26 protein-coding genes are annotated in these 24,268 nt (G+C 62.6%); 12 read left to right on the top strand and 14 right to left on the bottom strand.

The genetic code is table 11. The features are described from left to right. The first annotated feature begins 20 nt into the window (after positions 1 to 20). The 4 genes from ACSSVG_RS04110 to ACSSVG_RS04125 all read left to right on the top strand — a co-directional run bounded on the left by ACSSVG_RS04110 (position 21) and on the right by ACSSVG_RS04125 (position 3,022). On the top strand, positions 21 to 239 hold the full coding sequence (locus tag ACSSVG_RS04110) for a hypothetical protein (RefSeq protein ID WP_492417457.1): 219 nt from the start codon (positions 21 to 23) through the stop codon (positions 237 to 239). A 161-nt stretch (positions 240 to 400) separates the two neighbouring features. Continuing rightward, positions 401 to 640 carry a PLDc N-terminal domain-containing protein gene (locus tag ACSSVG_RS04115; protein ID WP_492417459.1) on the top strand — a complete coding sequence of 80 codons (240 nt, stop codon included), beginning with the start codon at positions 401 to 403 and terminating at the stop codon, positions 638 to 640. 64 nt (positions 641 to 704) lie between these two features. Then, on the top strand, positions 705 to 1,703 hold the full coding sequence (locus ACSSVG_RS04120) for a hypothetical protein (RefSeq protein WP_492417461.1): 999 nt from the start codon (positions 705 to 707) through the stop codon (positions 1,701 to 1,703). Between the two features lie 122 nt (positions 1,704 to 1,825). Then, on the top strand, positions 1,826 to 3,022 hold the full coding sequence (locus ACSSVG_RS04125) for a TerC family protein (RefSeq protein WP_231341667.1): 1,197 nt from the start codon (positions 1,826 to 1,828) through the stop codon (positions 3,020 to 3,022). 3 nt (positions 3,023 to 3,025) lie between these two features. Here the strand turns inward: ACSSVG_RS04125 and ACSSVG_RS04130 are convergent, their stop codons facing one another. The 5 genes from ACSSVG_RS04130 to ACSSVG_RS04150 all read right to left on the bottom strand — a co-directional run bounded on the left by ACSSVG_RS04130 (position 3,026) and on the right by ACSSVG_RS04150 (position 7,152). Then, positions 3,026 to 3,628, bottom strand: a complete 603-nt coding sequence (locus ACSSVG_RS04130) for a TetR/AcrR family transcriptional regulator (protein ID WP_492417463.1) — start codon at positions 3,626 to 3,628, stop codon at positions 3,026 to 3,028. Positions 3,629 to 3,672: 44 nt separating this feature from the next. Beyond that, entirely contained in the window at positions 3,673 to 4,518 is an 846-nt protein-coding gene (locus tag ACSSVG_RS04135) for an alpha/beta fold hydrolase (RefSeq protein WP_492417465.1), read from the bottom strand. A 33-nt stretch (positions 4,519 to 4,551) separates the two neighbouring features. Further along, positions 4,552 to 5,547, bottom strand: a complete 996-nt coding sequence (locus ACSSVG_RS04140; RefSeq protein ID WP_231341664.1) for an NADP-dependent oxidoreductase — start codon at positions 5,545 to 5,547, stop codon at positions 4,552 to 4,554. Positions 5,548 to 5,642: 95 nt separating this feature from the next. After that, the gene (locus ACSSVG_RS04145) at positions 5,643 to 6,092 is read right to left on the bottom strand and encodes an SRPBCC domain-containing protein (RefSeq protein WP_492417466.1); all 450 of its coding nucleotides are present in this window, start codon (positions 6,090 to 6,092) and stop codon (positions 5,643 to 5,645) included. Between the two features lie 67 nt (positions 6,093 to 6,159). After that, the gene (locus ACSSVG_RS04150; protein ID WP_492417468.1) at positions 6,160 to 7,152 is read right to left on the bottom strand and encodes an AraC family transcriptional regulator; all 993 of its coding nucleotides are present in this window, start codon (positions 7,150 to 7,152) and stop codon (positions 6,160 to 6,162) included. Positions 7,153 to 7,232: 80 nt separating this feature from the next. On the opposite strand from ACSSVG_RS04150, the gene ACSSVG_RS04155 reads away from it, so the two are divergent. Then, entirely contained in the window at positions 7,233 to 7,688 is a 456-nt protein-coding gene (locus tag ACSSVG_RS04155; protein ID WP_253466963.1) for an anthrone oxygenase family protein, read from the top strand. Here the strand turns inward: ACSSVG_RS04155 and ACSSVG_RS04160 are convergent. Next, positions 7,685 to 9,049: an MFS transporter gene (locus tag ACSSVG_RS04160; RefSeq protein ID WP_492417470.1), complete on the bottom strand. Its 1,365-nt coding sequence runs from the start codon at positions 9,047 to 9,049 to the stop codon at positions 7,685 to 7,687. The two genes, ACSSVG_RS04155 and ACSSVG_RS04160, sit on opposite strands and share 4 nt — an antisense overlap. Before the next feature lie 171 nt (positions 9,050 to 9,220). Here ACSSVG_RS04160 and ACSSVG_RS04165 point away from each other — a divergent pair, with 171 nt between their 5' ends. Further along, positions 9,221 to 9,994, top strand: coding sequence for a tyrosine-protein phosphatase (locus ACSSVG_RS04165; protein ID WP_492417472.1), 774 nt, complete (start codon positions 9,221 to 9,223; stop codon positions 9,992 to 9,994). 21 nt (positions 9,995 to 10,015) lie between these two features. Here the strand turns inward: ACSSVG_RS04165 and ACSSVG_RS04170 are convergent, their stop codons facing one another. Beyond that, complete coding sequence (locus tag ACSSVG_RS04170) at positions 10,016 to 10,804, bottom strand: DUF4352 domain-containing protein (protein WP_492417474.1); 789 nt, start codon at positions 10,802 to 10,804, stop codon at positions 10,016 to 10,018. A gap of 475 nt (positions 10,805 to 11,279) precedes the next feature. Here ACSSVG_RS04170 and ACSSVG_RS04175 point away from each other — a divergent pair, with 475 nt between their 5' ends. Then, entirely contained in the window at positions 11,280 to 11,885 is a 606-nt protein-coding gene (locus tag ACSSVG_RS04175) for a hypothetical protein (RefSeq protein WP_492417476.1), read from the top strand. Positions 11,886 to 11,971: 86 nt separating this feature from the next. On the opposite strand, the gene ACSSVG_RS04180 is transcribed toward ACSSVG_RS04175, so the two are convergent. Next, a complete protein-coding gene (locus ACSSVG_RS04180; protein ID WP_231341654.1) occupies positions 11,972 to 12,709 on the bottom strand; it encodes a GAF and ANTAR domain-containing protein in 738 nt (245 codons plus the stop codon). Between the two features lie 228 nt (positions 12,710 to 12,937). Next, complete coding sequence (locus ACSSVG_RS04185; protein ID WP_492417478.1) at positions 12,938 to 13,915, bottom strand: nitrilase family protein; 978 nt, start codon at positions 13,913 to 13,915, stop codon at positions 12,938 to 12,940. A 110-nt stretch (positions 13,916 to 14,025) separates the two neighbouring features. Between ACSSVG_RS04185 and ACSSVG_RS04190 the strand changes: the two genes are divergently transcribed. Continuing rightward, on the top strand, positions 14,026 to 14,922 hold the full coding sequence (locus tag ACSSVG_RS04190; RefSeq protein WP_492417480.1) for a LysR family transcriptional regulator: 897 nt from the start codon (positions 14,026 to 14,028) through the stop codon (positions 14,920 to 14,922). Here ACSSVG_RS04190 and ACSSVG_RS04195 read toward each other — a convergent pair. Genes ACSSVG_RS04195 through ACSSVG_RS04210 form a run of 4 tightly spaced genes read right to left on the bottom strand, consistent with a single transcriptional unit; the run spans position 14,919 to position 18,810 of the window. Then, a complete protein-coding gene (locus ACSSVG_RS04195) occupies positions 14,919 to 15,941 on the bottom strand; it encodes a LacI family DNA-binding transcriptional regulator (protein WP_231341651.1) in 1,023 nt (340 codons plus the stop codon). The two genes, ACSSVG_RS04190 and ACSSVG_RS04195, sit on opposite strands and share 4 nt — an antisense overlap. Before the next feature lie 25 nt (positions 15,942 to 15,966). Further along, positions 15,967 to 16,713, bottom strand: coding sequence for a cupin domain-containing protein (locus ACSSVG_RS04200; RefSeq protein WP_492417482.1), 747 nt, complete (start codon positions 16,711 to 16,713; stop codon positions 15,967 to 15,969). 2 nt (positions 16,714 to 16,715) lie between these two features. Continuing rightward, a complete protein-coding gene (locus ACSSVG_RS04205; protein ID WP_492417483.1) occupies positions 16,716 to 17,678 on the bottom strand; it encodes a DUF6807 domain-containing protein in 963 nt (320 codons plus the stop codon). A gap of 25 nt (positions 17,679 to 17,703) precedes the next feature. After that, the gene (locus tag ACSSVG_RS04210; protein ID WP_492417485.1) at positions 17,704 to 18,810 is read right to left on the bottom strand and encodes a Gfo/Idh/MocA family protein; all 1,107 of its coding nucleotides are present in this window, start codon (positions 18,808 to 18,810) and stop codon (positions 17,704 to 17,706) included. Positions 18,811 to 19,004: 194 nt separating this feature from the next. Between ACSSVG_RS04210 and ACSSVG_RS04215 the strand changes: the two genes are divergently transcribed. Next, positions 19,005 to 21,362 carry a glycoside hydrolase family 3 N-terminal domain-containing protein gene (locus tag ACSSVG_RS04215; RefSeq protein ID WP_492417487.1) on the top strand — a complete coding sequence of 786 codons (2,358 nt, stop codon included), beginning with the start codon at positions 19,005 to 19,007 and terminating at the stop codon, positions 21,360 to 21,362. Positions 21,363 to 21,507: 145 nt separating this feature from the next. Then, complete coding sequence (locus ACSSVG_RS04220) at positions 21,508 to 22,455, top strand: TIR domain-containing protein (protein WP_492417489.1); 948 nt, start codon at positions 21,508 to 21,510, stop codon at positions 22,453 to 22,455. A 46-nt stretch (positions 22,456 to 22,501) separates the two neighbouring features. Here ACSSVG_RS04220 and ACSSVG_RS04225 read toward each other — a convergent pair whose 3' ends face one another. Further along, complete coding sequence (locus tag ACSSVG_RS04225; RefSeq protein ID WP_492417491.1) at positions 22,502 to 23,182, bottom strand: hypothetical protein; 681 nt, start codon at positions 23,180 to 23,182, stop codon at positions 22,502 to 22,504. Positions 23,183 to 23,329: 147 nt separating this feature from the next. On the opposite strand from ACSSVG_RS04225, the gene ACSSVG_RS04230 reads away from it, so the two are divergent. Together ACSSVG_RS04230 and ACSSVG_RS04235 are read left to right on the top strand one after the other, a co-directional pair. After that, positions 23,330 to 23,761, top strand: coding sequence for a VOC family protein (locus ACSSVG_RS04230; protein WP_492417493.1), 432 nt, complete (start codon positions 23,330 to 23,332; stop codon positions 23,759 to 23,761). After that, entirely contained in the window at positions 23,758 to 24,252 is a 495-nt protein-coding gene (locus tag ACSSVG_RS04235) for a DinB family protein (protein ID WP_492417495.1), read from the top strand. The genes ACSSVG_RS04230 and ACSSVG_RS04235 overlap by 4 nt, the downstream gene beginning before the upstream one ends. Positions 24,253 to 24,268 lie beyond the last annotated feature (16 nt).

Here is a 24,268-nt window from a genome sequence, read left to right on the forward strand (position 1 = left end):
CTGGGGTCAGAGAGGAACAAATGAAATCACTGTTTTCCCACGCTCCTGTCGTGTTGATCGTGGCGGGGTGCGTCCTCTTTGTCGGCGCAATAATTGGCATGAATATCGCCGGCTACGTGATTGATGAGCAGAAAATCGACCCCGGCGATTCCCTCTTGCCGTTGTGGTTTAGTTTTCTGGGTGGGCCTGTCGTGGCGGCCATCGGTGCTGGTTGGCTCGTCAGGAGGCGTAAAAGCTAGAGCCCACCATTGAGCCTTCTCCGATCTGGAACGTCATGACCGCGCTGGTCTGAGGCGACCACAGCGAGAGCCGAACCGTCGGCACGAAGGCGGGCTCCGCCGTCGTACGTTTGCAGCGCGAGTGCTACTTTGTACGGAAGCTGCTGGCTCAGGGGGATGACATGGAAGCTTGGGAATGGGTCTTGGCGTCGCTGGCGGGACTGTCCGCGGTATTCGTCATGGGAGCGAATATCTGGGCGATCTTCGATGTCCTACGGCAGGACCGTCTCGATCAAATTGCCCGGATCATGTGGGTTCTGCTGTTCTTCGTGGTGCCGCTGTTCGGTGTTGTCGTATGGCTGTACGCGAAGCCGCGGCTGGCTAACGTGAGCGGAGGCATACGCCTTCGCAGAGCCCTTTAGCGCCATGGATTCACTGCTGCAGGGCCCCCGAGGCCGCCGCCTGTGCCTTGAACTGGCGATGGAAATGGACCAAGAGATCCGGATCGCCGTCTTCCACCTCGGATACAAACTCGATCCTGGGGCAGGCAGGTCGCGGAGGATGTTGACCATGTCTCCCTCGGGCGAGGTGCCGCCTCCCCCGCCAGAGCCGACTGTGAATGAGCTCGCAGCATTGATCACGTCCTTGGATCTCAAGGGCATCACCAACCAGCTGGTTCAGAACGCTTTGGAGCGGGCCGTTGATACCGCCCGGTATTGGCAGGAACCGGACGGCGAGGACGTTCTTGCCGCCGCGCCCGATACAACGAATGCCCTATGCCACGTCGCGGAGGGCGTTCTCGGGACATCTGCCGCAGAATCGTGGACCCGCGAGGCTGAGGTGAGGCAGTGGAGCATCGATTGGCGTTCGGCGGGAGACCCTGCGCCACTCGCCGGAAATCCCCGACAGAAGCTGGCAGAGTGGGCGCGCAACCAAAGGGCCGGGGAGGTCCGTGCTGCGAGGGAACACCGTGCAGACATCAGGGCCAACGTGGGAGGCGAGTGGTGGTCAATACCCCACAACCTCATGCAGTCCACGGGGCAGATTCCCCAGGGCCTGGATCTGGTGGAGGACTCGCTGGGATGGGAGAACGCCACCGCCATCCCGGTCGCCGGAACCGGACAGATCCTGGAGATCGGGACAGCTGCGGATTGGATCCAGCTATGCCGGGAATTCCCATTGAAAGTCACCGCATCCCGCAGACACGACTGGTTCCGCACGACGGGCCGGGACGGACATTGGGTCATCCCTGACTGGGAAAGGGCAAGCTCACGATGGGATGCTGTCCACCTCACCGTCGCTGGTTACCTGCACTTGGCAGGCCGCGCACTTGAAGTGGACCCGGCCGAGGGAACGGCGAGTGTCATCGCCGGCTGGAACCCCGACACCACGTTCTGGCTCAACGACGTCGTCCGTGAATCCGGGGAGCCTCGTCAACACTGGCATCGGGAGCACAACCAGGACGAGTGGACGCTCCGGGGTTAGCCCCTTGAATAAAGATCCTGCCATTCGGTTACCACCCGCCCCACCACTCCCGGTAAATTTAGACAAAGAGTTTGACCCTCGGTGAGCAACACCACTCGCGCGCCTCACGAAAGCAGGATCATATGACTGTCTCTCCCCTCATCTGGGGCATCACCATCGTCGTCATTCTGGCGCTCTTGGCCTTCGACTACTTCTTCCACATCCGGAAGGCCCACGTCCCCTCACTCAAGGAAGCGGCCATCTGGTCGTCCATCTACGTGGGCCTGGCTGTGCTGTTCGGAGTCCTGGTCCTGATCTTCGGCGGCGGCCAGATGGGGTCCGAGTACTTCGCCGGCTACATCACGGAGAAGGCCCTCTCGGTCGACAACCTGTTCGTGTTCCTGATCATCATGGCGAGCTTCCGGGTGCCGCGTGAGGATCAGCAGAAGGTCCTGCTCTTCGGCATCGTGTTCTCCCTGATCGCCCGCACCGGCTTCATTTTCCTGGGCGCCGCGCTGATCAACTCGTTCGCGTGGGTCTTCTACATCTTCGGCCTCATCCTGCTGCTAACAGCAGGCAACCTGCTCAAGCCCGGCGACCACGGGGACGGCCAGGCGAACAACTTCATCATTCGGCTCGCCAAAAAACTCTTCCACACCACGGATAAGTACGACGGCGACAAGCTCTTCACCATGGTCAACGGCAAGCGTGCCCTGACTCCCATGCTGCTGGTGATGGTGGCCATCGGCGGCACCGACATCCTCTTCGCGCTCGACTCGATCCCGGCGATCTTCGGCCTTACCCAGAACGTCTTCATCGTCTTCACCGCCACGGCGTTCTCCCTGATGGGCCTCCGTCAGCTCTACTTCCTGATCGACGGCCTGCTGGACCGCCTCATCTACCTCTCCTACGGCCTGGCAGCGATCCTCGCGTTCATCGGCGTCAAGCTGATCCTGCACGCCCTGCACGAGAACAACCTGCCGTTCATCAACGACGGCGAGCACGTGAACGTCATCGAGATCACCACCGGCCTCTCCTTGAGCGTCATCATCGGCGTCTTGGTCGTCACGGTGGTGCTTTCACTGATCAGCCCTGCGGGCAAGGCCCAGACCGCCATCAACAACGCCCGCCGGCACGCCGTCGATTACCTGGACCTCGACTACACCGCTGACGCCAACGAGCGCGAACGCATTTACCGCGCGCTGACGGCCGAAGAGGCGCAGATCGTCCAGATGCCGCTCAAGTATCGGAACAAGGCCAAGGACGTGGACAAGATCCGCGAGCAAGTGACCGAAGCGCACCGCCAGCACGAGGAGTTCCTCAACCGGCAAGGCAGCTAAAAGTCAGGCGCCCAGGAGCACGTTGATCTGATCCCGGATCTCGTCGCCGACCTGGGCGTCTGTGAGTCCAATGGTGGCCGAGGACGTCATGCTGATGAACATGATCGAGGAGACGATCCGTGCCAGCTTCGCCGGATCGCGGGCAAGCAACTGCTCGTCCCCGCCAAGGATCTCGGCGATGGCTTCTTCTGTGCGCATGGTGAGAGACAAAGCCTCTGCGTGGTGCGGCTCGGCGGGATCCCCGAATACGATTTCCTTCAGGTACGTGCGGCCGTTCTCAATCTGCACGCGGTTGCACTCGACGATGGGACGGATGATGGCCATCACTGCGTCGAGCACAGCCTTTTCCTTGGAAGCGGCTTCGACGCCCGAGGCGAGCGCTCCAGCGTATTTCACGTTGTGCACCAGCAGCAGTAGCTCCGCCTTGGTCTTGGCGTAGAGGAACAAGGTTCCCGATCCGACGTCGGCCTTCTCAGCTACTTGCTGGGTGGTGACCTCATCCACGCCGTACTGCGTGAAAAGCTCACGGGCGGCGGCGGTGATGCGGTCAAGCTTCTCCTGCTTATTCCGCTCACGTCGGCCAAGGGTCTGGGGCGCAGGCTGCATTCAGCTACCGTATCAGCGGGCAGGAGCTTCAGCGGCTGGAGGCATCAGCGGCTCAGGAATTCAAGGGCTACCAGGACGAACCTGTCATGGAACTGGAAGATGCCACCATGCCCGGAGTCGGGGTAGATGACCAGTTCGCTGCCGGGAATGCGCCTGTGCATGTCGCCGGATAGCTTGGACGGCACCATGCGGTCGTTGTCGCCGTTGGCGATCAGCGTCGGCTGGGTGATGACGCCCAAATCGGCCGACGGCGACAGTCCCCACCGGCGGATGGCTTTCAGTTGCGTCTGGAATGCGCCGAGCTTGATGGGCGCTTCGCGGTTGGTGGTGCGTTCTTTGAGCCGATTGATGAAGGCTCGCGCGGCAGGCTTACCGGCGGCGTTCCTGTTGAAGAAGAGGAACTCTTTGGGGTCCTGCCTGGTGAGGGTGGCGCGGAGCATGTCGTAGTACGTGGTTCCCATGATCTTCTGGATGCCGTCCCCACCGGCAGGGCCCGTACCGGCCAGCACCAGCTTCCGGACCAGGGTTGGGTGCTTGAGGACCAGCAACTGTGCGATCATGCCGCCCAGCGAAAAGCCGAAGAGATCCACCTGTTGATATCCCAGCGCCTGGATGAAGGTCGCGGCGTCGTCGGCCATGCTGTCGATGCTTTCCGGAACACTTCCCGTGGACGCGCCCACTCCCCGATTGCTGAAGGTGATGACGTGGTGCTTCGCGGCGATGGGATCGATGATCCGCGGATCCCAATTGTCCATAGTCCCCGCAAGGTGAATCAGGAAGACCACCGGAACCCCGCCTTTGGGCCCCATCTCCCGGTACGCGTACGTGACGCCGCCCGCCGTCACTGTCTTCGCTGGAACTTGCACATACGACTGTTGTTCACTGCTCATGGTGTTGGTCCTGTCGGGGGTGTTGGTTTGGGGCTAGAGATGGCTAACGACGGTCTTGCCGCGGACGCCGCCCTTTTCGAGGGCAGCAAGGACATCGGCCGTCTGGTCGAACGGCACCACGCGACCCAGGACCGGCTTGATGTGGCCGGAATCGATGAGCGCAGCAATTTCCCTCAGCTGGCCGCCATCGGCGCGCATGAAAAGGAACTCGTAGGTGACGCCCAAGCGGCGGGCCTTGCGCCGGATACCCGAGCTCAGCAGGGTCATCACACCCAGCAGCACAGGGTTTCCACCCAGCTGCCTGGCAAATCCGGCGTCCGGCGGACCAGCGATGCCGATAGCCGTGCCGCCCTTCTTCAAGACCTTCAGGGACCGCTCCAGGTTCTCACCGCCGAGGCTGTCCAGGACGAGGTCGTAGTCGTGAAGGATCTCCACGAAGTCCTCGGTGCGGTAATCAATCACCACATCAGCGCCGAGCTCACGAACAAAGTCCTTGTTCCCCGCGCTGACGGTGGTGGCTACCGTCGCACCCAAGTACTTAGCCAGCTGGATGGCAATGGAGCCCACGCCCCCGGCGCCGGCATGGACGAGTACTTTCTGGCCGGGGCCAACGTTTCCGCGCTCCACCAGGGCCTGCCACGCCGTCAAAGCCACCAGCGGAAGCGAGCCCGCTTCCTCCATGCTGACGGTGGCCGGTTTGATGGCCAGGTCCTCCTCCGCGACGGCAATGCGCTCCGCGAACGTGCCGATGCTGTCTTTGCCGGGGCGTGCAAAGACCTCGTCGCCGGGAGTGAAGGACCGCACCTTGGGCCCCACCTTTAGGACCACACCGGCAACATCATGGCCAAGAATCTGCGGCAGCTTGTACGGGAGGATCTGCTTGAACTCGCCCAACCGGATCTTCTCGTCCAGCTGGTTCAAGCCAGCTGCGTGAACCTTAACCAGCACATCATGGTCGCCGAGCACCGGCTCCGGGACATCGATCTGCTGAAGGGGTTCCTTGTACTGATTGAGGACGAAGGCTCTCATGGGGGTTCTCCAATGACTAATTTACTGACTTGACTCAATTATGAGTGCACTCAGTTATTTAGTCAATGTTTAGTCAAGAGGCCCCGCAGCTGAAGTCAGTTCTCGGCGGCAGCTTTCAGGTCGGCGGCAAACTGTTCAAAGCTGGCGTCGAACGACGGGATCTTATTGGCGAACAGCGGGAATATCGGCCCGCCGATGCGTTCGTTCATCTCGAACAGGGTCCCTCCGCCATTGGTTTCCGTAAGCGTGTAGACGCGGGTGCCCATCGCGTCACCCCAGGCCAGCCGACTGGACGGTTCGAACTCTTTGACCTTGAGCTTAAACGTACGGTTGGGATCCAGTGTGGAGACCAACTGAATGGTGGATCCGGGCTTGATCTCGCCCTCCACCGAAACAATCGTGGAGTTCCACCGCGGATAATCCGACGCCGTGGTCAGCAACTTCCACACGGTGGCTGGGCTGGCGTTGACGGTGGTGGACACCTGGGTGGTGCGGCTGAACGTCTTACTGACGGTAGTGGCGATTCCATCGGGACTGGGTGACATGGTGTTCCGCTTTCTCCGAAGTGCACGGTTGTTGGCCGTCTCCCTCAGATGCTACATTTCGCGACGCTCACCGGCGTCGGTCCCCGGCAGATGATTTACCGGCGTCTTCGGTTCGGCTGCTTGCCGCCCGTGAAGACCGCCGGTATCCGCTCGGACTGACGCCGTATTCCCGCGAAAACGCAGTACTGAACGTGAAGGCATTGCTGTAGCCAACCTCCTCCGCGATGACTGCGGTGGTCGCATTGCTGGAGGCTAACCTGTCGGCGGCCAGCGCCAGTCGCCATGCGCTGAGATAGGCCATGGGTGACTGCCCGACGGCGGCACGGAAGCGGGCGGCCATGGTGGCCCTGGAGACGTGGCACCTGAGCGCCAACCCGGCCACGGTCCACGGCGCCGCCGGCTCCTGGTGCAGGAGTTCGAGGGCCCGGGCAACCACGGGTTCGCGGGACGCATGCGCCCACGGTCCCTGAGGTGCGTCCCCCCGCTCCACGCAGGCACGCACAAGGTTCAGCAGGAGAAGATCCAACAGCCTGTCCAGCGCGCTTACCTGTCCAGGCCGTTGTTGCGTGAGTTCGCGTTCCAACATACCCAACAGGCCGCCGTCGAGGTCTCCCTCCGCGAAGACCGCCAGTCGGGGCAGCACTGACGTGACCAACTGGCCCACGGCCGCCGGTGACTGGTACGTGCCGATCAACAGGACGGTTTCGCCGACGGCACTGTTGCCCCACGTCAACACACCTCGGGAGAATGTGAGCTCCAACTTTTCGCCACTGGGGGTGCGGCATGACTGGTCGGCATCGATAACCACCGTGGGTTCCCTGCCGGGAGCATCAGCAACGATATAGGGCTCCGGCCCGCGTACTGTCGCAGCCCGACCCTGCCGGAGGAGTTGAGGTTCAGCACCGTCCGCAGTGATCCACGCTTCCCCGCGCACCACGACGATCACCGTCAGGGCGGCCTGGTCCTGGACGTCAATGGCGAAGGGTGGATCCATCACCACGCGGAGGGCAAATGCCGCCTGCGCCCGTGGGCCAGTCAGGAACTGCGATAGAGGATCCATGCGGTCAGCTTAGACGTCTGCGTATGAAAAGTGGATCCTTGACTATTCATCGTCCACTCCGGCGAGGGCAGGCTTGAGGCATGACAACTTTGAGCACTTGGCTTCCCGTAGCAGCCGGAACGGGTTCGGCCCTGGTGGGCGGTTTCTACTTCGCCTTCTCCGCACTCGTGATGCCCGCACTCCGGATGCGGCCGGCAAGCGACGCGGTTGCGGCTATGAACGCCATCAACCAGAAGGCGGTAACCCCACCGTTCATGATCCTGTTCTTCGGCTCGGCCGCCGCCTCCGCTGGCGTGGTGATTGCCGCCGTCGTCGATCCCGGCAGCCAGCCGCCGCTTCGGGTGGCAGGCGCTGCGGCCTGCCTGGCTGGGTTTCTCTCCACCATGGCGATCAACGTGCCGCTCAACAACCGCTTGGCCCAAGGCTCCAGCCAGGATTGGAACCCGTACCTGCGGGGCTGGGTTCCGGCCAACCACCTGCGCGCAGCCCTGTCGATCGCAGGCGCAGCGGCGCTGCTGATCCCGCTGAATCCCTAAACCGCGGGCTTCCGCCACATGACAGCCAGCACCAGCACCACGGCACTGAGCCCCAGCATCACCAGGACCATGATGCCCCAGTTCGCCTGGTTCACGCCCGGGCCGTAGAGCACGCCGATCAACACGGTCGCAGTGATCGCACCGAGGTAGCGGCACGTCTGGAAGATGCCGGCCGCCACTCCCCTTTCCTCGGGCCTTGCAGAAACGTACAGCCCTTGGTTGGACGCGGTGCTCACCACGCCATAGGGAACGCCCATCAACGCGGTGAGCACGAACACCAGCGGCGCCCACAAAGTCATGGTCAGGAAACCGAGCGTTCCCGCGGCAAGGGTCAGGATCAGAACGCCGGTGATCAGCACAGGACGCACGCCGAACCGCTCAATGAACCGCACCGTCAGTGGCGTCACCACCACCGACAACGCTGCAAGGGGCAGCATCAGCAAGCCGACTACACCGGCGTCGTAATGGCCTGCCTCCTGCAGCAACTGCGGAAGGCCAAAGAACGCGAAGTAGTAGACCCCGCTGAACACGACGAACAGCAGGTAGACCAGCAGCAGCGGTCGGTTCCGGCCCAGCAAGCGAAGGTCCAGGAACGGCGGCTGGAAGCGCAGCTCGCGCCAGGCGAAGAGCGCGCCGATCACCGTTGCGGCGCCCAGCAGGTACCAGCGGTAACCGGGCATGACATTGAGCAGCGCCATCATGGCCAGCATCAGCGAGGTGACGAAGGCGAGGATGCCGGGGATGTCGGAATCGCGGATCAGTTGGCCAAGCCTGCCGGTCTCGCGCCCGGAATCGATGGGCGCTACCTTGTAGACCACGATCATGGCGAGCAAAGCGATAGGTACGTTGATCGCGAAGAGCGCCTGCCAACCGACCAGGCTCACCAACAGCCCACCCACTACAGGTCCGACGGCAGCGGCAGAGGTGTTCGCCATCTGGATCCGGCCCAACGGCCGCGTGGACGGCACGTCAGCCAACCGGCTCAGCTCGGTGACCATCACGACGGCGGACGGGTACGCCGTCGCGGTCCCTACAGCCATGAGCGCGCGGGCCACGCAGACCAGCGCGAAGTTGGGCAGGAACGGAGCGATGGCGCAGGTGACAGCGACCAAAGCCATGCCGAACATGAACAGGCGGCGCGGGCCGAAACGGTCGGCGAGCCGGCCCATCAGCGGCTGGCCGGCGGCGGACGCGAGGTAGAACGAGGTGATGACCCAGGTGACGGTGGCGACGTCGAGCTCGAAGTGCTCCCTCAGGACCACCAATGCGACGGCGATCATGGACGAGTTCAGCGGATTCAGCGCCGTCCCGAGGCTCAGTGCGGCGATCGCGAGGCCGGGGCGGGGTTTGTTGGCGGTCACCCAACCCAGTCTGCTCCATTGTTGCCTCGGGTCACGAAACGGGGTCACAGGGCGGACTTTCGGGGGCGACAACTCGGAGGGGGCTCCCACATTGCGCATGTAACATTACGCGTGCCGCTCACCGACTACCGGGCCAGCGCCGTCAGCCGCGCAAGCCAGCTAGGAACTCTCTTGGAAACTCTGGACCTCTCCCCCGTCAATCTTCGCGATCTGGGTGGCCTCCCCGTTTCCGGTGGCACCACCCGCTCGGGCGTGCTGCTCCGCAGCGATGATCTCTCGGTAATGCCCGCCGCTTTCGCCCAGCAAATGATCGACGACGGCGTCACGTCAGTTATCGACCTTCGCTCACCCGAGGAGGCACTCTTCACGGGACGAGGTCCGTTGACCGTTGCCGGTGTCAGCTACCACCACCTCGCGTTGACGGCTTCCGTCGCATCCCCCGAGACCATCAGCCACGACATGATGACGGCCGCCACTACTCCTGCACAGGTTGGCGCTTGGTACGCGAACCTCCTCGAGACCCAGGCGCGGCAGCTCGCCCTTGGCGTCACGCTCGTAGCCATGGCGGACGGCGCAACCGTCTTCCATTGTGCGGCCGGCAAGGATCGTACGGGAGTGTTTGCCGCCGTCGTGCTGTCCGCCCTCGGCGCTGCACCCGCGACCATTTCCGCCGACTACGCCGTGACAGCCACCCGCCTGCCACAGCTGTTCCCGCGACTCAGGGCGATTATGGGCGAGCTCATGCCGGACCGTGTTCTGGACGAGGAAGCCATCAAGGGCATGGGCGCCATGATGGGCGCCCACGCTGAGTCGATGGAGACCATGCAAGCTCTGCTGATTGAGCGGCATGGAAGTGTGCTGGAACCTGTCCGACGTGCCGGGCTTTCCGAGGCCACCATCGCGCAGCTTCGGGAGCGCTTGGTGGTCGCCGACGCCGCGCAGTGAGATTCTGCTGGAGAAATTCTCCTAGCCCAGCGCCCAGTATGTTCTGGCTTTGCTATTGAAGGAAAGACCCTCCTCGACAAAGATCTTGCCCTCATTCACGGCACCTACGGGTACGTCCATGCACACTTGATAGGTGGCGCTTCCGCCTGGTTCCAAGGTAGGCACCTGCAGCGCACTGTTTTTCAGCGATGCACCACAACGGCCAGCATCGTACTGGCGTGCGTCCGTGCCTACGAACGTGGGCGAAAGGTCGATCCACGGTGTCCCTTCCTCCTTACCGACATAGGTCACAGCGACGTCAACCAAGACGTACTGCCCCTCGGGAGGGTCATTAAACATATTGTTCGAAACAACCTCGTCAGTTGCGTTGAGCTTTACACCCACAATGGCAACTTGGTACTCCTTACCAACGACGGCAGTGGTTCCGACGGGGTGCGGACTCGCTGCGGAACCCGGCGTAGCTGACGTCTCCTTAGGACTCGGTGATGCCGAAGGGGTCGGACTGGCCGACGGTGTACCTGACGCCGCCGGGCTGTGTGTATCTTTCGAAACGCTTGCGCTGGTGTTTCCGCTGCCGTTCGACGAATAGACGGACAGCACAGCGATCGCGCCCACTACAGCGAACCCACCAATCGCTACTGCGGTAATGGCCAAGCCGTTGGTCCCGGATCTTGACCGACTACCGGTCACCAGTGAGATAACGCCGAGGGTAGCTGCAGCCAAACCCAACAGGATGCCCACGACATTGAGCACCGGGATCCAAAACAAGACTAAGGCCACCGCAGCCAGGACAAGCGCCGTTGTGGTCAAGGTCCTGCTTGGTGGCTCGGGAGCATCCGGAACTTCGATCCAAAATTGGTGACCCGGCGGAGCGGGACCCCATGCAGGATCCGGATGCCAGCCCTCATGGGGTTGCCATCCTGGCGGCGGCGCTGGCCAGTTGCTTGGCGAGTTGTAGATGTTCAATTTTCCCCTTAAGGACCAGTCAAAAAGAGCCCCCCATTCAGGCCCTCTGAGGAGCATATATGGAAGGTCAACGTGATCCCTTCAAACACGACATTCTGAGTGAATGGGCTCATGGAATTGAGTCTTCTCTATCGTTAGTACGTGCAAGAAATTGCAGAATGGACACAATCCGTGTGCCGTCTTCAAAATTGTCTGAGGGTTCATCTACCTTTGCTTACACTGATGTCGCCGTTGTTTGGGGGAACGAGCATTCACTTGCCTCCTGCCAATCCCGAACAACGGCGCTTCATCTCGCATCGCATCAAGCAAAGGTATGGACATGAGTGAACCGTATTCCCCTCCTGTGGCCCCCGGCCCCATGGACCCCAGTTACAACCAACCCCTGAAAAGCAATGGCTTCGGAACGACGGCGCTTGTTCTCGGCATCGTGGCCGTTGTCTTCGCCATCATTCCGATCGTGGGCTTCATTGCGTTCATTCTGGGTCCACTCGCCGTGATCTTCGGTATTATCGGCCTGACTCGCAAGTTCACCAAAAAGGGCACCTCCATCACAGGCCTGATCCTGGGTGTTGTCTCGGTCATCATCGCCATCATCGTGACTTCTATCATTGCGGCCGCAGCGAACAGCGTCAGTGAATCGCTGAACAAGGAGCACAGGGTCGAGTACGTGGTGACCACCACCGGACCTGCGCATGTAAGTTACTGGAACGGCGACGGCTCCTCCAACGAGGACATCACCGCCGACTGGAAGAAAGAAATCACGACGACTGGGTTCGGCATTTCCTCGCTGACCGTTTCCGGAGATTTCAGCGCCGAATCCTCGGTTACGTGCGAAATACTCGTCGACGGGACGAGCGTCTCAAAGAATACGGGTTCGGGCAAGGCAGCAATGGCATCCTGCTCAGGATCCAGCAGCAGCAAATAAGCAAAAAACGCTTGAGGAAGAACGTCGGGGTATTCACAACCCCGACGTTCTTCAGCTTTAAAAAGCGCTCCTCCGGCAGAAAATCCCTACTCCTCGAAGTGCGTCGTGACCTTCCCCGAAGAAACAGCCGCGATGATCGACTTCGCCAGGTGCCGCAGCTTGATGTTGCGGTTGCTGGAGGCCGTGCGAAGGATGGTGAAGGCCTCTTCCTGGGTGCATTTGTTCTGCGCCATGATCGCTCCGACCGCGAGGTCGATCACGGTGCGGGACTGCATGGCTGCTGCGAGGTCGTTCCGGGCATCGCTGAGCTGGGCGATCTTCAGGGCAAGACGCAGGGATTTGGAGGCATGCGACGCGAAGACCTCGGCGTGTTCCACATCGGACTCACTGAACGCGTTGGTCAGCTCCGAGTAGAGGTTCAGGGCTGCACGGGTGTCGCCCTCCACAAGGAGCGGGACGCTGAGGATGGACCGCAGCCCTTGGTGCGACGCAGCTTCGACATAGTCCGGCCAGCGATGCTCTCGCAGCAGATCCGGCACCAGGACGGCGGTCAGCTTGTCCATGGCCGTCAGGCACGGACCCTCAAAGTCGTTTTGAAGTTCGTCCATCACGCGGGCACGATCATCACTGCTGGCCGCAGTAGCGGACTTCTTACGGCGAAGAACGGTGATACCGCAGAAGACGGTGGCGTCAGGATGCGAGAGGCTCTCGGCTGAGAAAGCCGCTAGATCGCTGAGAAATGCCTCAACGTCTTCGCTGCCCAGGACCAGATCCAAAAAGTAGCCATTCTGGAGAGCTTCCTGCTCAGGGCGGGGGTTGACCATGCACGTTCCTACTGACTGAAATGCGTCCCCAGCAGACAGCAAAGGAGCGAAAAGGGCCGCCCTCTGCAAAACGGTCTGGCAATACCTTATCGCCCAACGATCAACGGTACAAAGTGCGGCACGCAAGGCCTTGACCTGCAGCTACATTGACCGGCGCGCGGTGATTCGTCGGACCGGGCACCGCCTGCTCCTTGGCACCCCGGGCGCCCCGGGCGCGCCGGGAGGCCACTACCCCAGGACGGGCTCCGTGGAAAAGCGCGCCGCCCGTGCATCCACCTCGTTTCCTTGCCGACGGATCAGGATGTCGTAGAGTTCGGGCCGGCGCCCACGAATCCATCTGCGCCCGGTTGACAGGGGTATGAGGCCAAGGTCCAAATCGGCGGTCACCACAGCCTCATCGGCTACCCAGGTCTCGGCCACAATCGATCCGTAGGGATCCACGATCATGGAATTCCCTGTCCGGATTTCATCGTCGTCGCGGCCCACGCCGTTGCTGAAGAGAACGAAAATCCCGTTGTCGTGGGCCCGGGCGGGCAGCCACCGCATAAGCCACCCGCGTCCGCTGGGGCCACGGAAGGCAGCCTCGATCGCCGCGGGATCCGTCTCACGGTTGTCCCACAGTTCGGCAGGGACCGGCTTCATGCCACGAGGGCTGACGGAGTTTGTGCCGCCCGTCTGGTGCGGAGCAATGAGTACCGTTGCCCCGAGCAGCGCCGTGGCGCGAACGTTCTCCACCAGGTTGTTATCCCAGCAGATCAGGATTCCCACCTTGATTCCCCAGGGCGTATCGAACACTGTGAACTCCGATCCGCTCCTGATGGAGTCATGCTCGAACGCATGCAGTTTCCGATGGGTGCGAACGGTGCCGTCCGGAAGGCAAAGGGAGTAGGAGTTGTAGAGCCGCCCTTCGTCATCGACCTCCAAATATCCGATACCGATTCCCAGGTCCAGCTCTTCGGCCAGTTCCCTGACAGCGCGGACCTCTACCCCATCCTCGGACTGCGCCAGTTGGCGCAAACGGTGAGGGGTCTGCTTGCGGAGGTGCCAATAGCCGATGAGGCACATTTCCGGGAACACGACAATCCGGGCACCGTCCTCTGCGGCCTTGGTTGCCAGGCGGCGGATGGTCTTCAGGTTGAGGTCCGGGCGATCGGGGACCGCTTCGAACTGAACAACTGAAGCGCGAAGGGTGGGGGTGGCGGGCATTGGTTCTCCTTGGGTTTGGACACCTCCCATGCTGGTCGTCGCCAAACATTCCGTCCAATGAAATCTTGCGCCCATTTGATTCCTATTCGGAATGGAACTACGGTCCATAAATGGAAATACGGCTATTGCGATCCTTTGTTGCCGTCGCGGAGACCGGGAATTTCGGGCTGGCAGCGAAGTCGCTCTCCACCACCCAATCCAATCTGACCAAGCAGATCCAGTTCCTGGAGCGGCAAGCCGGGAGCCTGTTGTTCACCCGGGGACGACACGGGGCAACGCTGACCAATGCCGGTGAAGTACTGCTTGCCGATGCGATTGACCTGGTGCGCAGGGCGGATGCGCTCGCCCAGCGAATGGAACGTGTGGCAGGTGGAGCAGAAGGTGTGCTGAACGTCGGATTCGGCATGTCGGCGATCGACGTTGCCCCGCGCGCCGTGGCCGATTTCCGGACTAAACACCCCACGATCGATATCGGACTGGAAGACATGTCATCGTCGGCGCAGTTCGATGCACTTCGCAGCGGGGCCCTCGGTATCGGCTTCGTTCGCCTGCCGGCCCCACCAGATATTGCCACCCGGATGATTCGCCGCGATCGCCTGGCCCTTGCGATTCCCAGCGCAGACCCGGTTCCCCCATCCACGCGTGAATCACTCCGGGAGTACCTCGACGGCCGCTCCGTCATCCGTCTGGATCCGGAACGCGGCCCCGGCCTGGCGGCTCAAACCGGCATGCTGTTCACGGACCTTGGCGCACATCCACATGTCCTGTACCAAACGTCGGACCTGCTCACAGTGCTGGCGCTCGTCGCCGCCGGAGCCGGCCCCGCCATAGTTCCGGAGAGCACCTCCGCCATCATTCCTGAAGGCGTACAGCTGGTGCCTCTCCACCTCGAGTCCTCGATGTGGAGCATCGGAACCGCTTGGCTGGTCGGAACCAAGGACCCTCTAGTGCCCCTGTTCCAGCAATCCGTCGAATTCCTGCAATCCGTGGAGGCTCACGGCCTCTAAGAAGCTGGCGCCGCCGTCGAGCCCCTCACCACCAGCTCAGTTCCCAGCTCGATGCGCTGCGGCAATTCCTCGTCACCTTCGAGGTGCCGGAGCAGCGCGCGCATGGCGGTTTCTGCCATCTGAACCACGGGCTGGCGGATGGTGGTCAGGCCTGGCTCGATCCATTCCGCGGCGGGGATATCGTCGAAGCCAATGATGGAAAGGTCCTCGGGAATCCGTAGCCCTGCCGAACGCGCGGCGCGGTACGCCCCAAGGGCCTGCGCATCGTTGCCGGTGAAGATCGCCGTGGGCCGTTCGGGGAGTGCCAGCAGGGCCTCGGTCCCCCGGGCCCCGGATTCGGTGGAGAAATCGCCTGGCACCATCAACGAAGGATCAACATCAAGCCCGGCACGGCGCAGCGCCGCCACATACCCATCCTCACGGGCACCGCTGCACTGAAGATCCTCACGCCCACCGATCATGCCGATCCGGGTGTGACCAAGCTTCAACAAGTGCTCGGTGGCCGAGAACGCCCCGTCCCAGTTGGCGGCCCCCACGGTCATGAGGTCCGGCCCCGGCTGCCCGACAGGGTCGATGAGGATCACGGGTATGCCCAGGGACTTGATGCGCTGGATCTGCTTGGAGTCCAGTTCATAGACGGCGAGCAAGACGCCGTCGGACTTTCGCTCCGCAAGGTTGGCCAGCCATGGTCGAATGCGCGAGCCATCCAGCGACAGGCTGCTGACCACCGTGCCGTAACCGGCTTCCTGGGCCACGCGCTCCACGCCTTCGATGATTTCGCACGCCCATTCCGAGCCCATGCCCGGGAACACCAGGTCAATGAGCCCGGCTTTCTTGCTGCGCTTGGCCGGCCGGCGGGCGTAGTCGCGCTTGGCGATGATCTCCTCCACCTTCGCCCGCGTGGCTGCGGCGACGTGGGCATGGCCGTTAAGGACCTTGGAAACCGTAGGCACGGACACTCCGGCCTCGCGCGCGATCTCGCTGATCGTAGCCCGCCCCGAGTCCTGCTTGGTCACCATAGGTCCCCACCTCTCAAGCCGGGAATCACGTCCCGGCGTTTGCAGTTTCGGAAAGTTCCCACGCCTGGATCCGGCCACACATGCCATAGATCCTGCGGGTTTTCCGTTCGCCCATCGTAGTCCTCGCATCTTGCAAGTAGAAACTTTCCATTGATTCGAGAGACTCCAACTGCTGCCCCGTCAAACCCGCCTGGCGTTGCGCGCCCCCGGCCAAATACCCCCGCCAGGCGCCGGTCTTGCCGCTCACCAACTGGGCGGCGGACGCATGAAAATCGGCGAGCGCCGCGACTCCTGACTCAAGTACAGCCGCTCTCAGCTCCAGGTACCCCTCCAAAGCCAGGTCCCGACGACGGCGCGCGGCCGCCTCCGCAGCCGCGTCACCGCCGTCGGCGTCCCGGGAAGGAAGGGAAGCGGCACGTGAGTAGGCCTTGACGTCCACCAGGTGCTCGGGCGGGAAGGTCATCACGGCGTCGCCATTCTCTGGCAGCCCTGCATTCTGCATGACCACCAGGACCCTGAGGTCACCGCTGTCATTGATGGCGCGGTGCACTGTGCCCGGCGTAAACCAGACCACCGTCCCGGGTGCAAGCGGAGTGGACGTGAAACCGCGCGAGTCGAGGGTCTCCAGGCGGCCGGTCCCCTGCTGCACCACGTACGCCTCGGTGGACGCCGTGTGCAGATGCGGAGAGCCGCCGGCCGCACCGTCCATCCCGGGCCAGTCGTAAATGCTGACCTCAGAAACCGCTGTGGCGCCCGGGAACGAGTTGCACATGGTTAGACCCAACCGTCCAGTGCGGCTGTTGCGGCGTCGGCAAGGGCAGCAGCTTGGTGGTCGGCGAGGGAACCGTCGGCAATCACGACGGCGAAGCGGTACGTGAGCGGTTTGCCCTCCTTCAGCGGGACTACTTCACTGAAGAACGGCGCTGAGCCGAGGCAGGCAAACATGGAAGAGCGGGCGAACCATTGGTTGGAAGCGCCCGGGTTGGCTTGGTCTTCGACGAACATGATGCTGGACTTCCGGCAGGTGGCGTCGTGCTGCCCGGTGAAGGCGATCCACGGTGAGCGGGTGCCCATGAACTCATCACCCCCGGCCCCGGATTCGGAGCGGAATTCGCCGCCAGTGAAGGAGCGCGGCCCGCGCCAGAACAGTCCGCCATATCCTGCGTTGTCGCGGCCTTCCGTGGTGGGGCTGCCGATGCCGATCTCAGCGCCGGAGACGTTGTCCATGGTGGTTTCGAACAGGAGCGCCCACGCGTTGTCGGCTGGGAGGATCTGGATGCTGAAGCGACGCCTCTCCTTGATCAGGGGTGCGCCGCCCTGCCCGCCCTGGGCCGGCTGTCCAGTCCAGAGCAGGGATTCCGTGGCAGTGATTCCTGACCCGGACTCCTCAATGCCCGTGAAGGCCTGGTGGTTCATGGCCCCGTTGTTGTCCAGGTTCGCGTAGCCGGTCTCCCGGGTGTACGTGGCTCCGCCCCAGAAATTGTGGTCGCCCACATTCGGCAACGCCCACGAAAGGCCCTTGTGCCACACATGGTCCCATGGCCTTGAAATGGTGACCTCGTCCCCTTCCAAGGTGGTCAGTGGATGGAAGAAGGGACGCGGGCTTTCGTACTGCTCGTCCGTGGCGTGGTATGTGTACGTGGCGATGGCCTGGGCCCCGACCTTAAAGGTCAGGGAGCGGCCGTCGTCGGTGTAGCTGAGGGTATCGGTCAGTGAGGTCTGCGTTGAGGTGGCCATAAGGGTTCTCCGGTTGGGTTCGGGTTTACAGGCGGGCTGTGGAGGCGAGGACGCGGGTGCCGCGCCCTTCGCCGTCCATTCCCTCGTAGAAGGCATGGCCGGGGACGATTTCTCCGCGGCGCACGGGGTGGCCGGTAAAGGCCGATGCGTAAATCGCGGCAGCGAACTCCAGGGTTTGGCGCGCTGAGTCCGCGCCGGCTGGGAGGGGCAGTCCGGCGTCGAGCGCGTCATACATGGCGAGGAATTGCGCTGAGTGGCCGCTTCCGCGCTCCAATGGTTGCCCGGTCCAGGCCTCCGACACGGCGTCCTCGTGTCCGGGCGCTGCCGTGATGGTCCAGTCCTTGGTGCCGTAGCCGTAGAGGTGGCTGAGTTCAATGGTGGCGAACTCGCAGTCGACGCGGATGTCCGAGGTTTCCCGCGGGGAGAGCAGGGAGTTGATGACGGTGGCGGCGGCGCCATTCCCGAAGCGGACCAGCGCGGCAGAGAAGTCCTCGGTGGACGTGGCGCGGGCTTGCCTGGAAGCGATCGCGCTGACCTCTTCCCACGGACCGAGCAGGTGGAGGAGGAGATCGAACTGGTGGATGCCGTGGCCCATGGTGGGCCCGCCGCCCTCGGCTTTCCAGGTGCCCCGCCACGGCAGGTCGAAGTATTCATCGGGCCGGTACCAGAGGGTGTCGCAGCGGGCCACGAGCGGGCGGCCGAAATCGCTGCCGCCGATCAGGGTTCGGGCCGCGGTTGAGGCGTCGCCGAAGCGGTGCTGGAAGACGCACGAGAACTGGGCGCCACCCTTGGCTTGTGCGTCGTTGAGCCGGTCAAAGTCGGCCAGGCTCAGGGCCGGAGGCTTCTCGGAAAGGACATGCGCGCCGGCCTCGAGGCACTCAATCGCCTGGTCAATGTGCATCATCGGCGGGGTGCAGAGATGCACGATGTCTGGTTTTGCCTCAGCCAGCAACTCGGTGAGGCTCTGGTAGCGGCCGACTATGCCGTGTTCATCGCCAAAGGCCTGGAGGCGTGCGTCGTCGACGTCGCACGCGGCCACGAGCTCGGCCCGGTTGTCGGTGCGGGCCAGGTTGAATGCGTGAACTGCTGCGATGCCGCCCGTGCCCACGATGGCCACTCGGTACGTCTGCATGTTTCTCCGTAGGATTCAGGATGGAAATATTCGGAAAGTTTCGGAACTTTGCTGGTCTCTGGATGCTGCTTCACCACTGTGTGGCATCAACGCTAGGGAGATTCTGCTCGTAAATCAACACTTTCTGACTCTAGAAACTAAATGGAAATTTCTGATAGTTTCTAGAAATTGCCCCTGCAACCCTAGGAGACCCCGTGAGCACCGGCGCCGCCGATCAGCAAGCACTTGCCCGCGTTCCCGCGTCGGACGTCGTTGAGCACCTCATCCGTGAAATGACCCTCGAGGAAAAGCTCGCCCAGCTTGTGGGAGTGTGGGTCAACGCTTCCACCGACGGTGATTCCGTGGCCCCACTGCAGAACCAGATGGCCGGCGATACGCGCTCCTGGGAGGAGATCATCGCCGATGGACTGGGCCAGATCACGCGCATGTACGGCACCGTTCCGGTGGAACCCGCCGAAGGCGCGCGCCGGCTGGCGGCCGCACAGGAGCAGATCATGGCCGCGTCCCGTTTCGGGATTCCGGCTCAGGTTCACGAGGAATGCCTGGCGGGTCTGGCCGCTTGGAAAGCGACCGCCTTCCCGGTGCCCCTGGCGTGGGGCGCCACGTTCAACCCTGGTTTGGTGCAGGTAATGGCGGCCCGGATTGGTACGAGCATGCGGGCCCTGGGCGTGCATCAAGGTTTGGCTCCGGTGCTGGATGTGGTGCGGGATCTCCGTTGGGGCCGCGTGGAGGAAACCATCGGCGAGGACCCGTATCTGGTAGGAACCGTGGCCACCGCCTACGTCCAAGGGCTGGAATCCACCGGCATCGTCGCCACACTCAAACACTTCGTGGGCTACTCAGCCTCCCAGGCTGGCCGCAACCACGCGCCCGTCTCCATGGGCCCCCGCGAAATGGCCGACGTCATGGTGCCGCCGTTTGAAATGGCGATCCGCCACGGCGGTGCGCGTTCCGTGATGCACGCCTATACCGACGTCGACGGCGTACCGGCCGCCGCGAACCGCGCCCTGTTGACCGGGCTGCTTCGTGAGGTATGGGGCTTCGCCGGGACAGTGGTGGCAGACTACTTCGGCGTCGCATTCCTGGACCTCACGCACGGCGTGGCCGCAGATTCCGGCGACGCCGCGGTGCTGGCCCTGAGTGCCGGCGTCGACGTTGAACTCCCTACAGTGAACTGCTTCGGCGAGCCGCTGCTGCGTCGCATCCGCGAAGGCGCGCTGGACGAATCTGTTGTGGATGGAGCCCTGCGCCGGGTTTTGACGCAGAAGGCCGAGCTGGGGCTGTTATCGCCCGATTTCCCGGCGGCGCCTCCGGTACTCTCCAGCGTCACCGAGTCCGATCCACTTGAGCTGGATCCCCCGGCAAACCGGGTGTTGGCCCGCGAATTGGCGACGCAATCGTTGGTGTTGCTGAGCAACCGGGAGTTCAAGGGGTCTCCGGCGCTGCCACTTGATCCGGCTGCTTCGCTGGGTGTTGTTGGACCGCTGGCCGAGGACCCCTTCGCGATGCTGGGCTGCTACTCCTTCGACGCTCACGTGGGGGCTTCCCATCCAGAGGTTCCCATGGGTATTTCCGTCCCCTCCGTGGCAGCTGTTGCCGCTGGACGGTTTGGCACCGTGACCACGTCCGTCACCGGCAACTGTGAAGCAGCCACGGAAAAGCAGATCGCCGAAGCGTGCCAGGTGGCATCCTCAGTGGACACGTGCGTGGTGGTGGTTGGCGACAATGCTGGGCTGTTTGGCCGAGGTACCTCGGGCGAAGGAAACGACGCCGCCGATCTCCGGCTTCCCGGCGACCAACATCGGATGCTGGATCGCGTTCTCTCTGCGTGTGAGGCCTCCGGGACTCGAGCCGTGGTAGTGGTCCTGAGTGGACGCCCGTATGCCTTGGGCTCCTTTGTTGACCGCGCCGACGCGATCGTCCAGGGCTTCTTCCCCGGCGAAGAGGGCGGTTCCGCCCTGTGGGACGTATTGACCGGCGTCGCCAATCCCTCCGGAAAGCTCCCGGTCTCAGTGCCCCGTTCCCCCGGCGGCCAGCCAGGCACCTACCTGCATTCGAAGCTCGCCGGGCCCAGCGGGGTCAGCGCGCTGGATCCTTCGCCGCTGTTCGGCTTCGGGCACGGCTTGTCCTATACGACGTTTGAACTAACCCGTCACCAGTGCAGCGCTCCCACGATGTCGACGTCGGATTCGGTCACCGTCAGCTGCACGGTCACCAACACGGGTTCCCGTGGTGGTGCCGAGGTTGTGCAGCTCTACCTCGAGGATCCGGTGGGCGAAGTGGTTCGTCCCGTCCGCGAGCTGATCGGCTACGCCCGCGTCGAGCTGGAAGCCGGCGCGTCCGCCGTCGTCGATTTTGTGGTGCATGCGGACCGTACGTCTTTCACCGGACTGGACCTCCACCGTGTGGTGACTCCCGGGCTGGTGAAGCTGCATGTTTCGACGTCCAGCACTGCCGATGTTGCTTCCCACGAGGTCATCCTGCACGGGCCGCGGCGTGTGGTGGGGTTCGAGCGGGAGATGCTGACGCCGGTGGAGGTGCGGCGGGGCTAGCGTTCCTGCTGCGGGTAGGCTTCGCGGAAGCAGACCAGCAGGTGAGTCTCATGAATCCGAATCCGCTTGGTTGACGACTTAAATGTGCAATAGATTGGGGCGGGGTCGGCCGAGCACAGCCTTGGTCCATACGAAAGAGGCAGCATTGGTCTACTACCACGTACGCATCTCTGTGTTCGGCGAAAGACAAGATGAAGTTAAAGTTGATTTGGACGAGGAGACTCTGGAGCGACAGTTTCTAGAGCCGTATCGGCAGGGTCGTTCAATTACTATCAACGGTCGATCCATTCCCCCTCTCCAACTCACCCGCATTCGCATTAGCGCCAGTGATTGGCATACCTCCTCCATGATTCCAGTGATCAAACAGGAATCCGCAAATTCGGCGGTGCGGGTACTTGGAGGCACGAGCAACATAGCCAAGGCTGCTGCGCGTGCTCAAGACGTCACTGACCAGTTCATAACTGGTCCACCTGGCTTCAGCGCGCCCAAGCCCTCAGAAAAGGGGGAAAGTACAGAATTAACCCGTTCCACGGCTGCTGACGTCATCGGCGACCCAGCGAGTGTGTTCGTCGTAACGGGACGAGATGACGAGGCGTACTCAGCCGTTGTGACATTCCTGCGGACCCTCGGGCTGCGAATAGTTGAATGGGAGCACGCCGTAGCTAAAACGGGCCTCCCTAATCCATATGTTGGTGATGTCGTCCGCACTGGCCTTGCCATGGCCGGTGCAGCCCTCATCCTGCTGACACCAGACGACGTGGTGCAGCTAAGGACCGACCTGATTCGAGATGATGACGATCCAAACGAGAGTCAAAGGCTGGGGCAGGCCCGGCCCAACGTTTACTATGAGGCTGGCATTGCAGACGCTCTGGGCCGCGAACGGACCGTCCTTGTTGAGGTTGGCAAGGTCAAGCCATTCAGCGATGCCGCAGGACGGCACGTAGTCCGCTATGACGGATCGCCCGCAAAGAGGAACTCTCTGGCGGAAAGACTACGAATTGCAGGGCTCAATGTAGACACGACGGGAAGCGCTTGGTTAAGTGCTGGTAATGTCTCGGACGCGATCGCCGCAGCTGGAAAAGCCCTCGCTTAAGCTATTCAAGCGACGACCTAGGTCGCAAAAAGTGACCGTGCCGAGTCTAGTCGGCTTTGATCGGGGCTTCCCCCGCATCCAACATGCTGATGATCTTGCTCTCAAGTGCGGCAACCGTTGCCTCCGGCAGCACGATCAGGCCATCGAGTTCTTTGCGGGCCCGCTTGTACGCCGTCTGCCGTTCGGCGGGGGTGGCGGCAGTGTCCTCCGCGATGCGCAAGAGCTTCCTCGCTGTGGCCAGTCGTTGGCGTTCGGGGCCGCTGAAGTTGCCGTCCTTGATGCGTCTGGCTTCGCGTTCGGCCACATCGAAAGCGAGTTCGTAACTATGGACGGCCGCCCGATACTCAGCCAGCCGGGCCGGCGTCGAAATCTCTTCAGGGTCAGCGGGCCGCAAGCCGTCGGCTTCTTTCTTGGCGCGCAGGAACGCAACCGTCAGTGGTTCACGGACGTCGGTCATGAGGGGGAAATCGATGAGGTTACCGACGTCGAGCTCGTAATCGAGCCACCTGTGGTTCACAGAATCGTGCGCGGCAATCAGCGAGACTACCTCGGCCTGGTTGGCCTCCTCGTGCACCGCCAACTGGTTCTTCAACTTCAGCAACTCCACCTTGCGGCGGTGCCGTTCCTCGCTGGCCTTGGACCATGACCTTGCCCAGCCACCAGCCATCCCGCCGATAGGGAAAATGAGCCACCAGTAACTGCCAAGGAAGTCGAAGAGGGGTTCCACTGCTCCATCCTCCCACCGGCTTGGACCGGGGCTCAACAGGACCGGCCAAGTTGGCTACTTCGTGATGTTGAGTGGCTCCGCCCGCGGCTGCTGCCCCGACCCGACCGGGCGAGTGCCGCCGTCGTCCGCTCCCGATAGGCTTCCCCTATGGACCAGCGACTGCATTTCCTCACGTTCGCCACCAAGGATCTCGACGCCGCGCGCGCCTTCTATAAGGACGGGCTCGGTTGGGATCCGACCATGGACGTTCCGGGCGAGATCCTCTTCTTCCAGATAGCGCCAGGGCTGATGCTCGGCCTGTTCGACGCCGAAAAGTTCGACCAGGACCTCGGCGCCGCTGCACCGACGGCGGGAGTCAGCGGCGTGACGCTGTCGCACAACGTCGGCAGCCCTGCGGAAGTCGCCAGCACCATCGATGCCTTGGTGGCGGCTGGCGCAACGGTGGTGAAGCCTGCGCAGGCGGGCGCGTTTGGCGGCATCTTCCACGGCCACGTCAAGGATCCGAACGGCATCGTCTGGGAGATCGCCCACAACCCCGGCTGGGGAATCAACGACGACGGCACGGTGGTTTTCGGATGAGTGCACTGCCGCAGACGTTCGCCGATGACGTCATCAACCAGGACGCCCGGACCCAGTTCGATACGTTTCTGGACGAGCATCGCAGGGCCCTCAACGCATCCCTCGATGGACTCACTGAAGAACAAGCACGACGGCGGTTGGTCGCCTCGCGTACAACGCTTCTGGGCTTGGTGAAGCATGCAATCTTCGTGGAGAAGGTGTGGTTCGACGAAGCCATCACGCGAAGGTCCAGAGCGGATATTGGCATCCCGGCGTCGCCTGATGAGTCGTTCATCCTGGACGACCACGACACCATAGCCAGCATTCAAGCGGCTCACTTGGAAGCGTGCGAGGCGTCCCGGCGCGCGGCCGCTGCGCTTGCCCTCGACGATCTGCTGCTGGGAAACCGCCGCGGCCCACTCCCCCTCCGCTGGGTCTACCTCCACATGCTGCGGGAGCTCGCGCAGCACTGCGGGCACGCAGATATTTTGCGGGAGCAGATCACCGGGTAGTCGAGGCCTCATAATG

Source organism: Paenarthrobacter sp. E2MeOHC11 (assembly GCF_058744955.1).

Coding starts and splice junctions, on each gene's coding strand:
- ACSSVG_RS04200 (WP_492417482.1), bottom strand. CDS start 16,713: ATGTGCAACTCGTTCCCGGGCGCCACAGCGGTTTCTGAGGTCAGCATT.
- ACSSVG_RS04135 (WP_492417465.1), bottom strand. CDS start 4,518: ATGAGCAGTGAACAACAGTCGTATGTGCAAGTTCCAGCGAAGACAGTG.
- ACSSVG_RS04130 (WP_492417463.1), bottom strand. CDS start 3,628: ATGCAGCCTGCGCCCCAGACCCTTGGCCGACGTGAGCGGAATAAGCAG.
- ACSSVG_RS04150 (WP_492417468.1), bottom strand. CDS start 7,152: ATGGATCCTCTATCGCAGTTCCTGACTGGCCCACGGGCGCAGGCGGCA.
- ACSSVG_RS04110 (WP_492417457.1), top strand. CDS start 21: ATGAAATCACTGTTTTCCCACGCTCCTGTCGTGTTGATCGTGGCGGGG.
- ACSSVG_RS04145 (WP_492417466.1), bottom strand. CDS start 6,092: ATGTCACCCAGTCCCGATGGAATCGCCACTACCGTCAGTAAGACGTTC.
- ACSSVG_RS04190 (WP_492417480.1), top strand. CDS start 14,026: ATGGAAATACGGCTATTGCGATCCTTTGTTGCCGTCGCGGAGACCGGG.
- ACSSVG_RS04185 (WP_492417478.1), bottom strand. CDS start 13,915: ATGCCCGCCACCCCCACCCTTCGCGCTTCAGTTGTTCAGTTCGAAGCG.
- ACSSVG_RS04230 (WP_492417493.1), top strand. CDS start 23,330: ATGGACCAGCGACTGCATTTCCTCACGTTCGCCACCAAGGATCTCGAC.
- ACSSVG_RS04235 (WP_492417495.1), top strand. CDS start 23,758: ATGAGTGCACTGCCGCAGACGTTCGCCGATGACGTCATCAACCAGGAC.
- ACSSVG_RS04195 (WP_231341651.1), bottom strand. CDS start 15,941: ATGGTGACCAAGCAGGACTCGGGGCGGGCTACGATCAGCGAGATCGCG.
- ACSSVG_RS04140 (WP_231341664.1), bottom strand. CDS start 5,547: ATGAGAGCCTTCGTCCTCAATCAGTACAAGGAACCCCTTCAGCAGATC.
- ACSSVG_RS04125 (WP_231341667.1), top strand. CDS start 1,826: ATGACTGTCTCTCCCCTCATCTGGGGCATCACCATCGTCGTCATTCTG.
- ACSSVG_RS04155 (WP_253466963.1), top strand. CDS start 7,233: ATGACAACTTTGAGCACTTGGCTTCCCGTAGCAGCCGGAACGGGTTCG.
- ACSSVG_RS04180 (WP_231341654.1), bottom strand. CDS start 12,709: ATGGTCAACCCCCGCCCTGAGCAGGAAGCTCTCCAGAATGGCTACTTT.
- ACSSVG_RS04115 (WP_492417459.1), top strand. CDS start 401: ATGGAAGCTTGGGAATGGGTCTTGGCGTCGCTGGCGGGACTGTCCGCG.
- ACSSVG_RS04205 (WP_492417483.1), bottom strand. CDS start 17,678: ATGGCCACCTCAACGCAGACCTCACTGACCGATACCCTCAGCTACACC.
- ACSSVG_RS04210 (WP_492417485.1), bottom strand. CDS start 18,810: ATGCAGACGTACCGAGTGGCCATCGTGGGCACGGGCGGCATCGCAGCA.
- ACSSVG_RS04120 (WP_492417461.1), top strand. CDS start 705: ATGGACCAAGAGATCCGGATCGCCGTCTTCCACCTCGGATACAAACTC.
- ACSSVG_RS04175 (WP_492417476.1), top strand. CDS start 11,280: ATGAGTGAACCGTATTCCCCTCCTGTGGCCCCCGGCCCCATGGACCCC.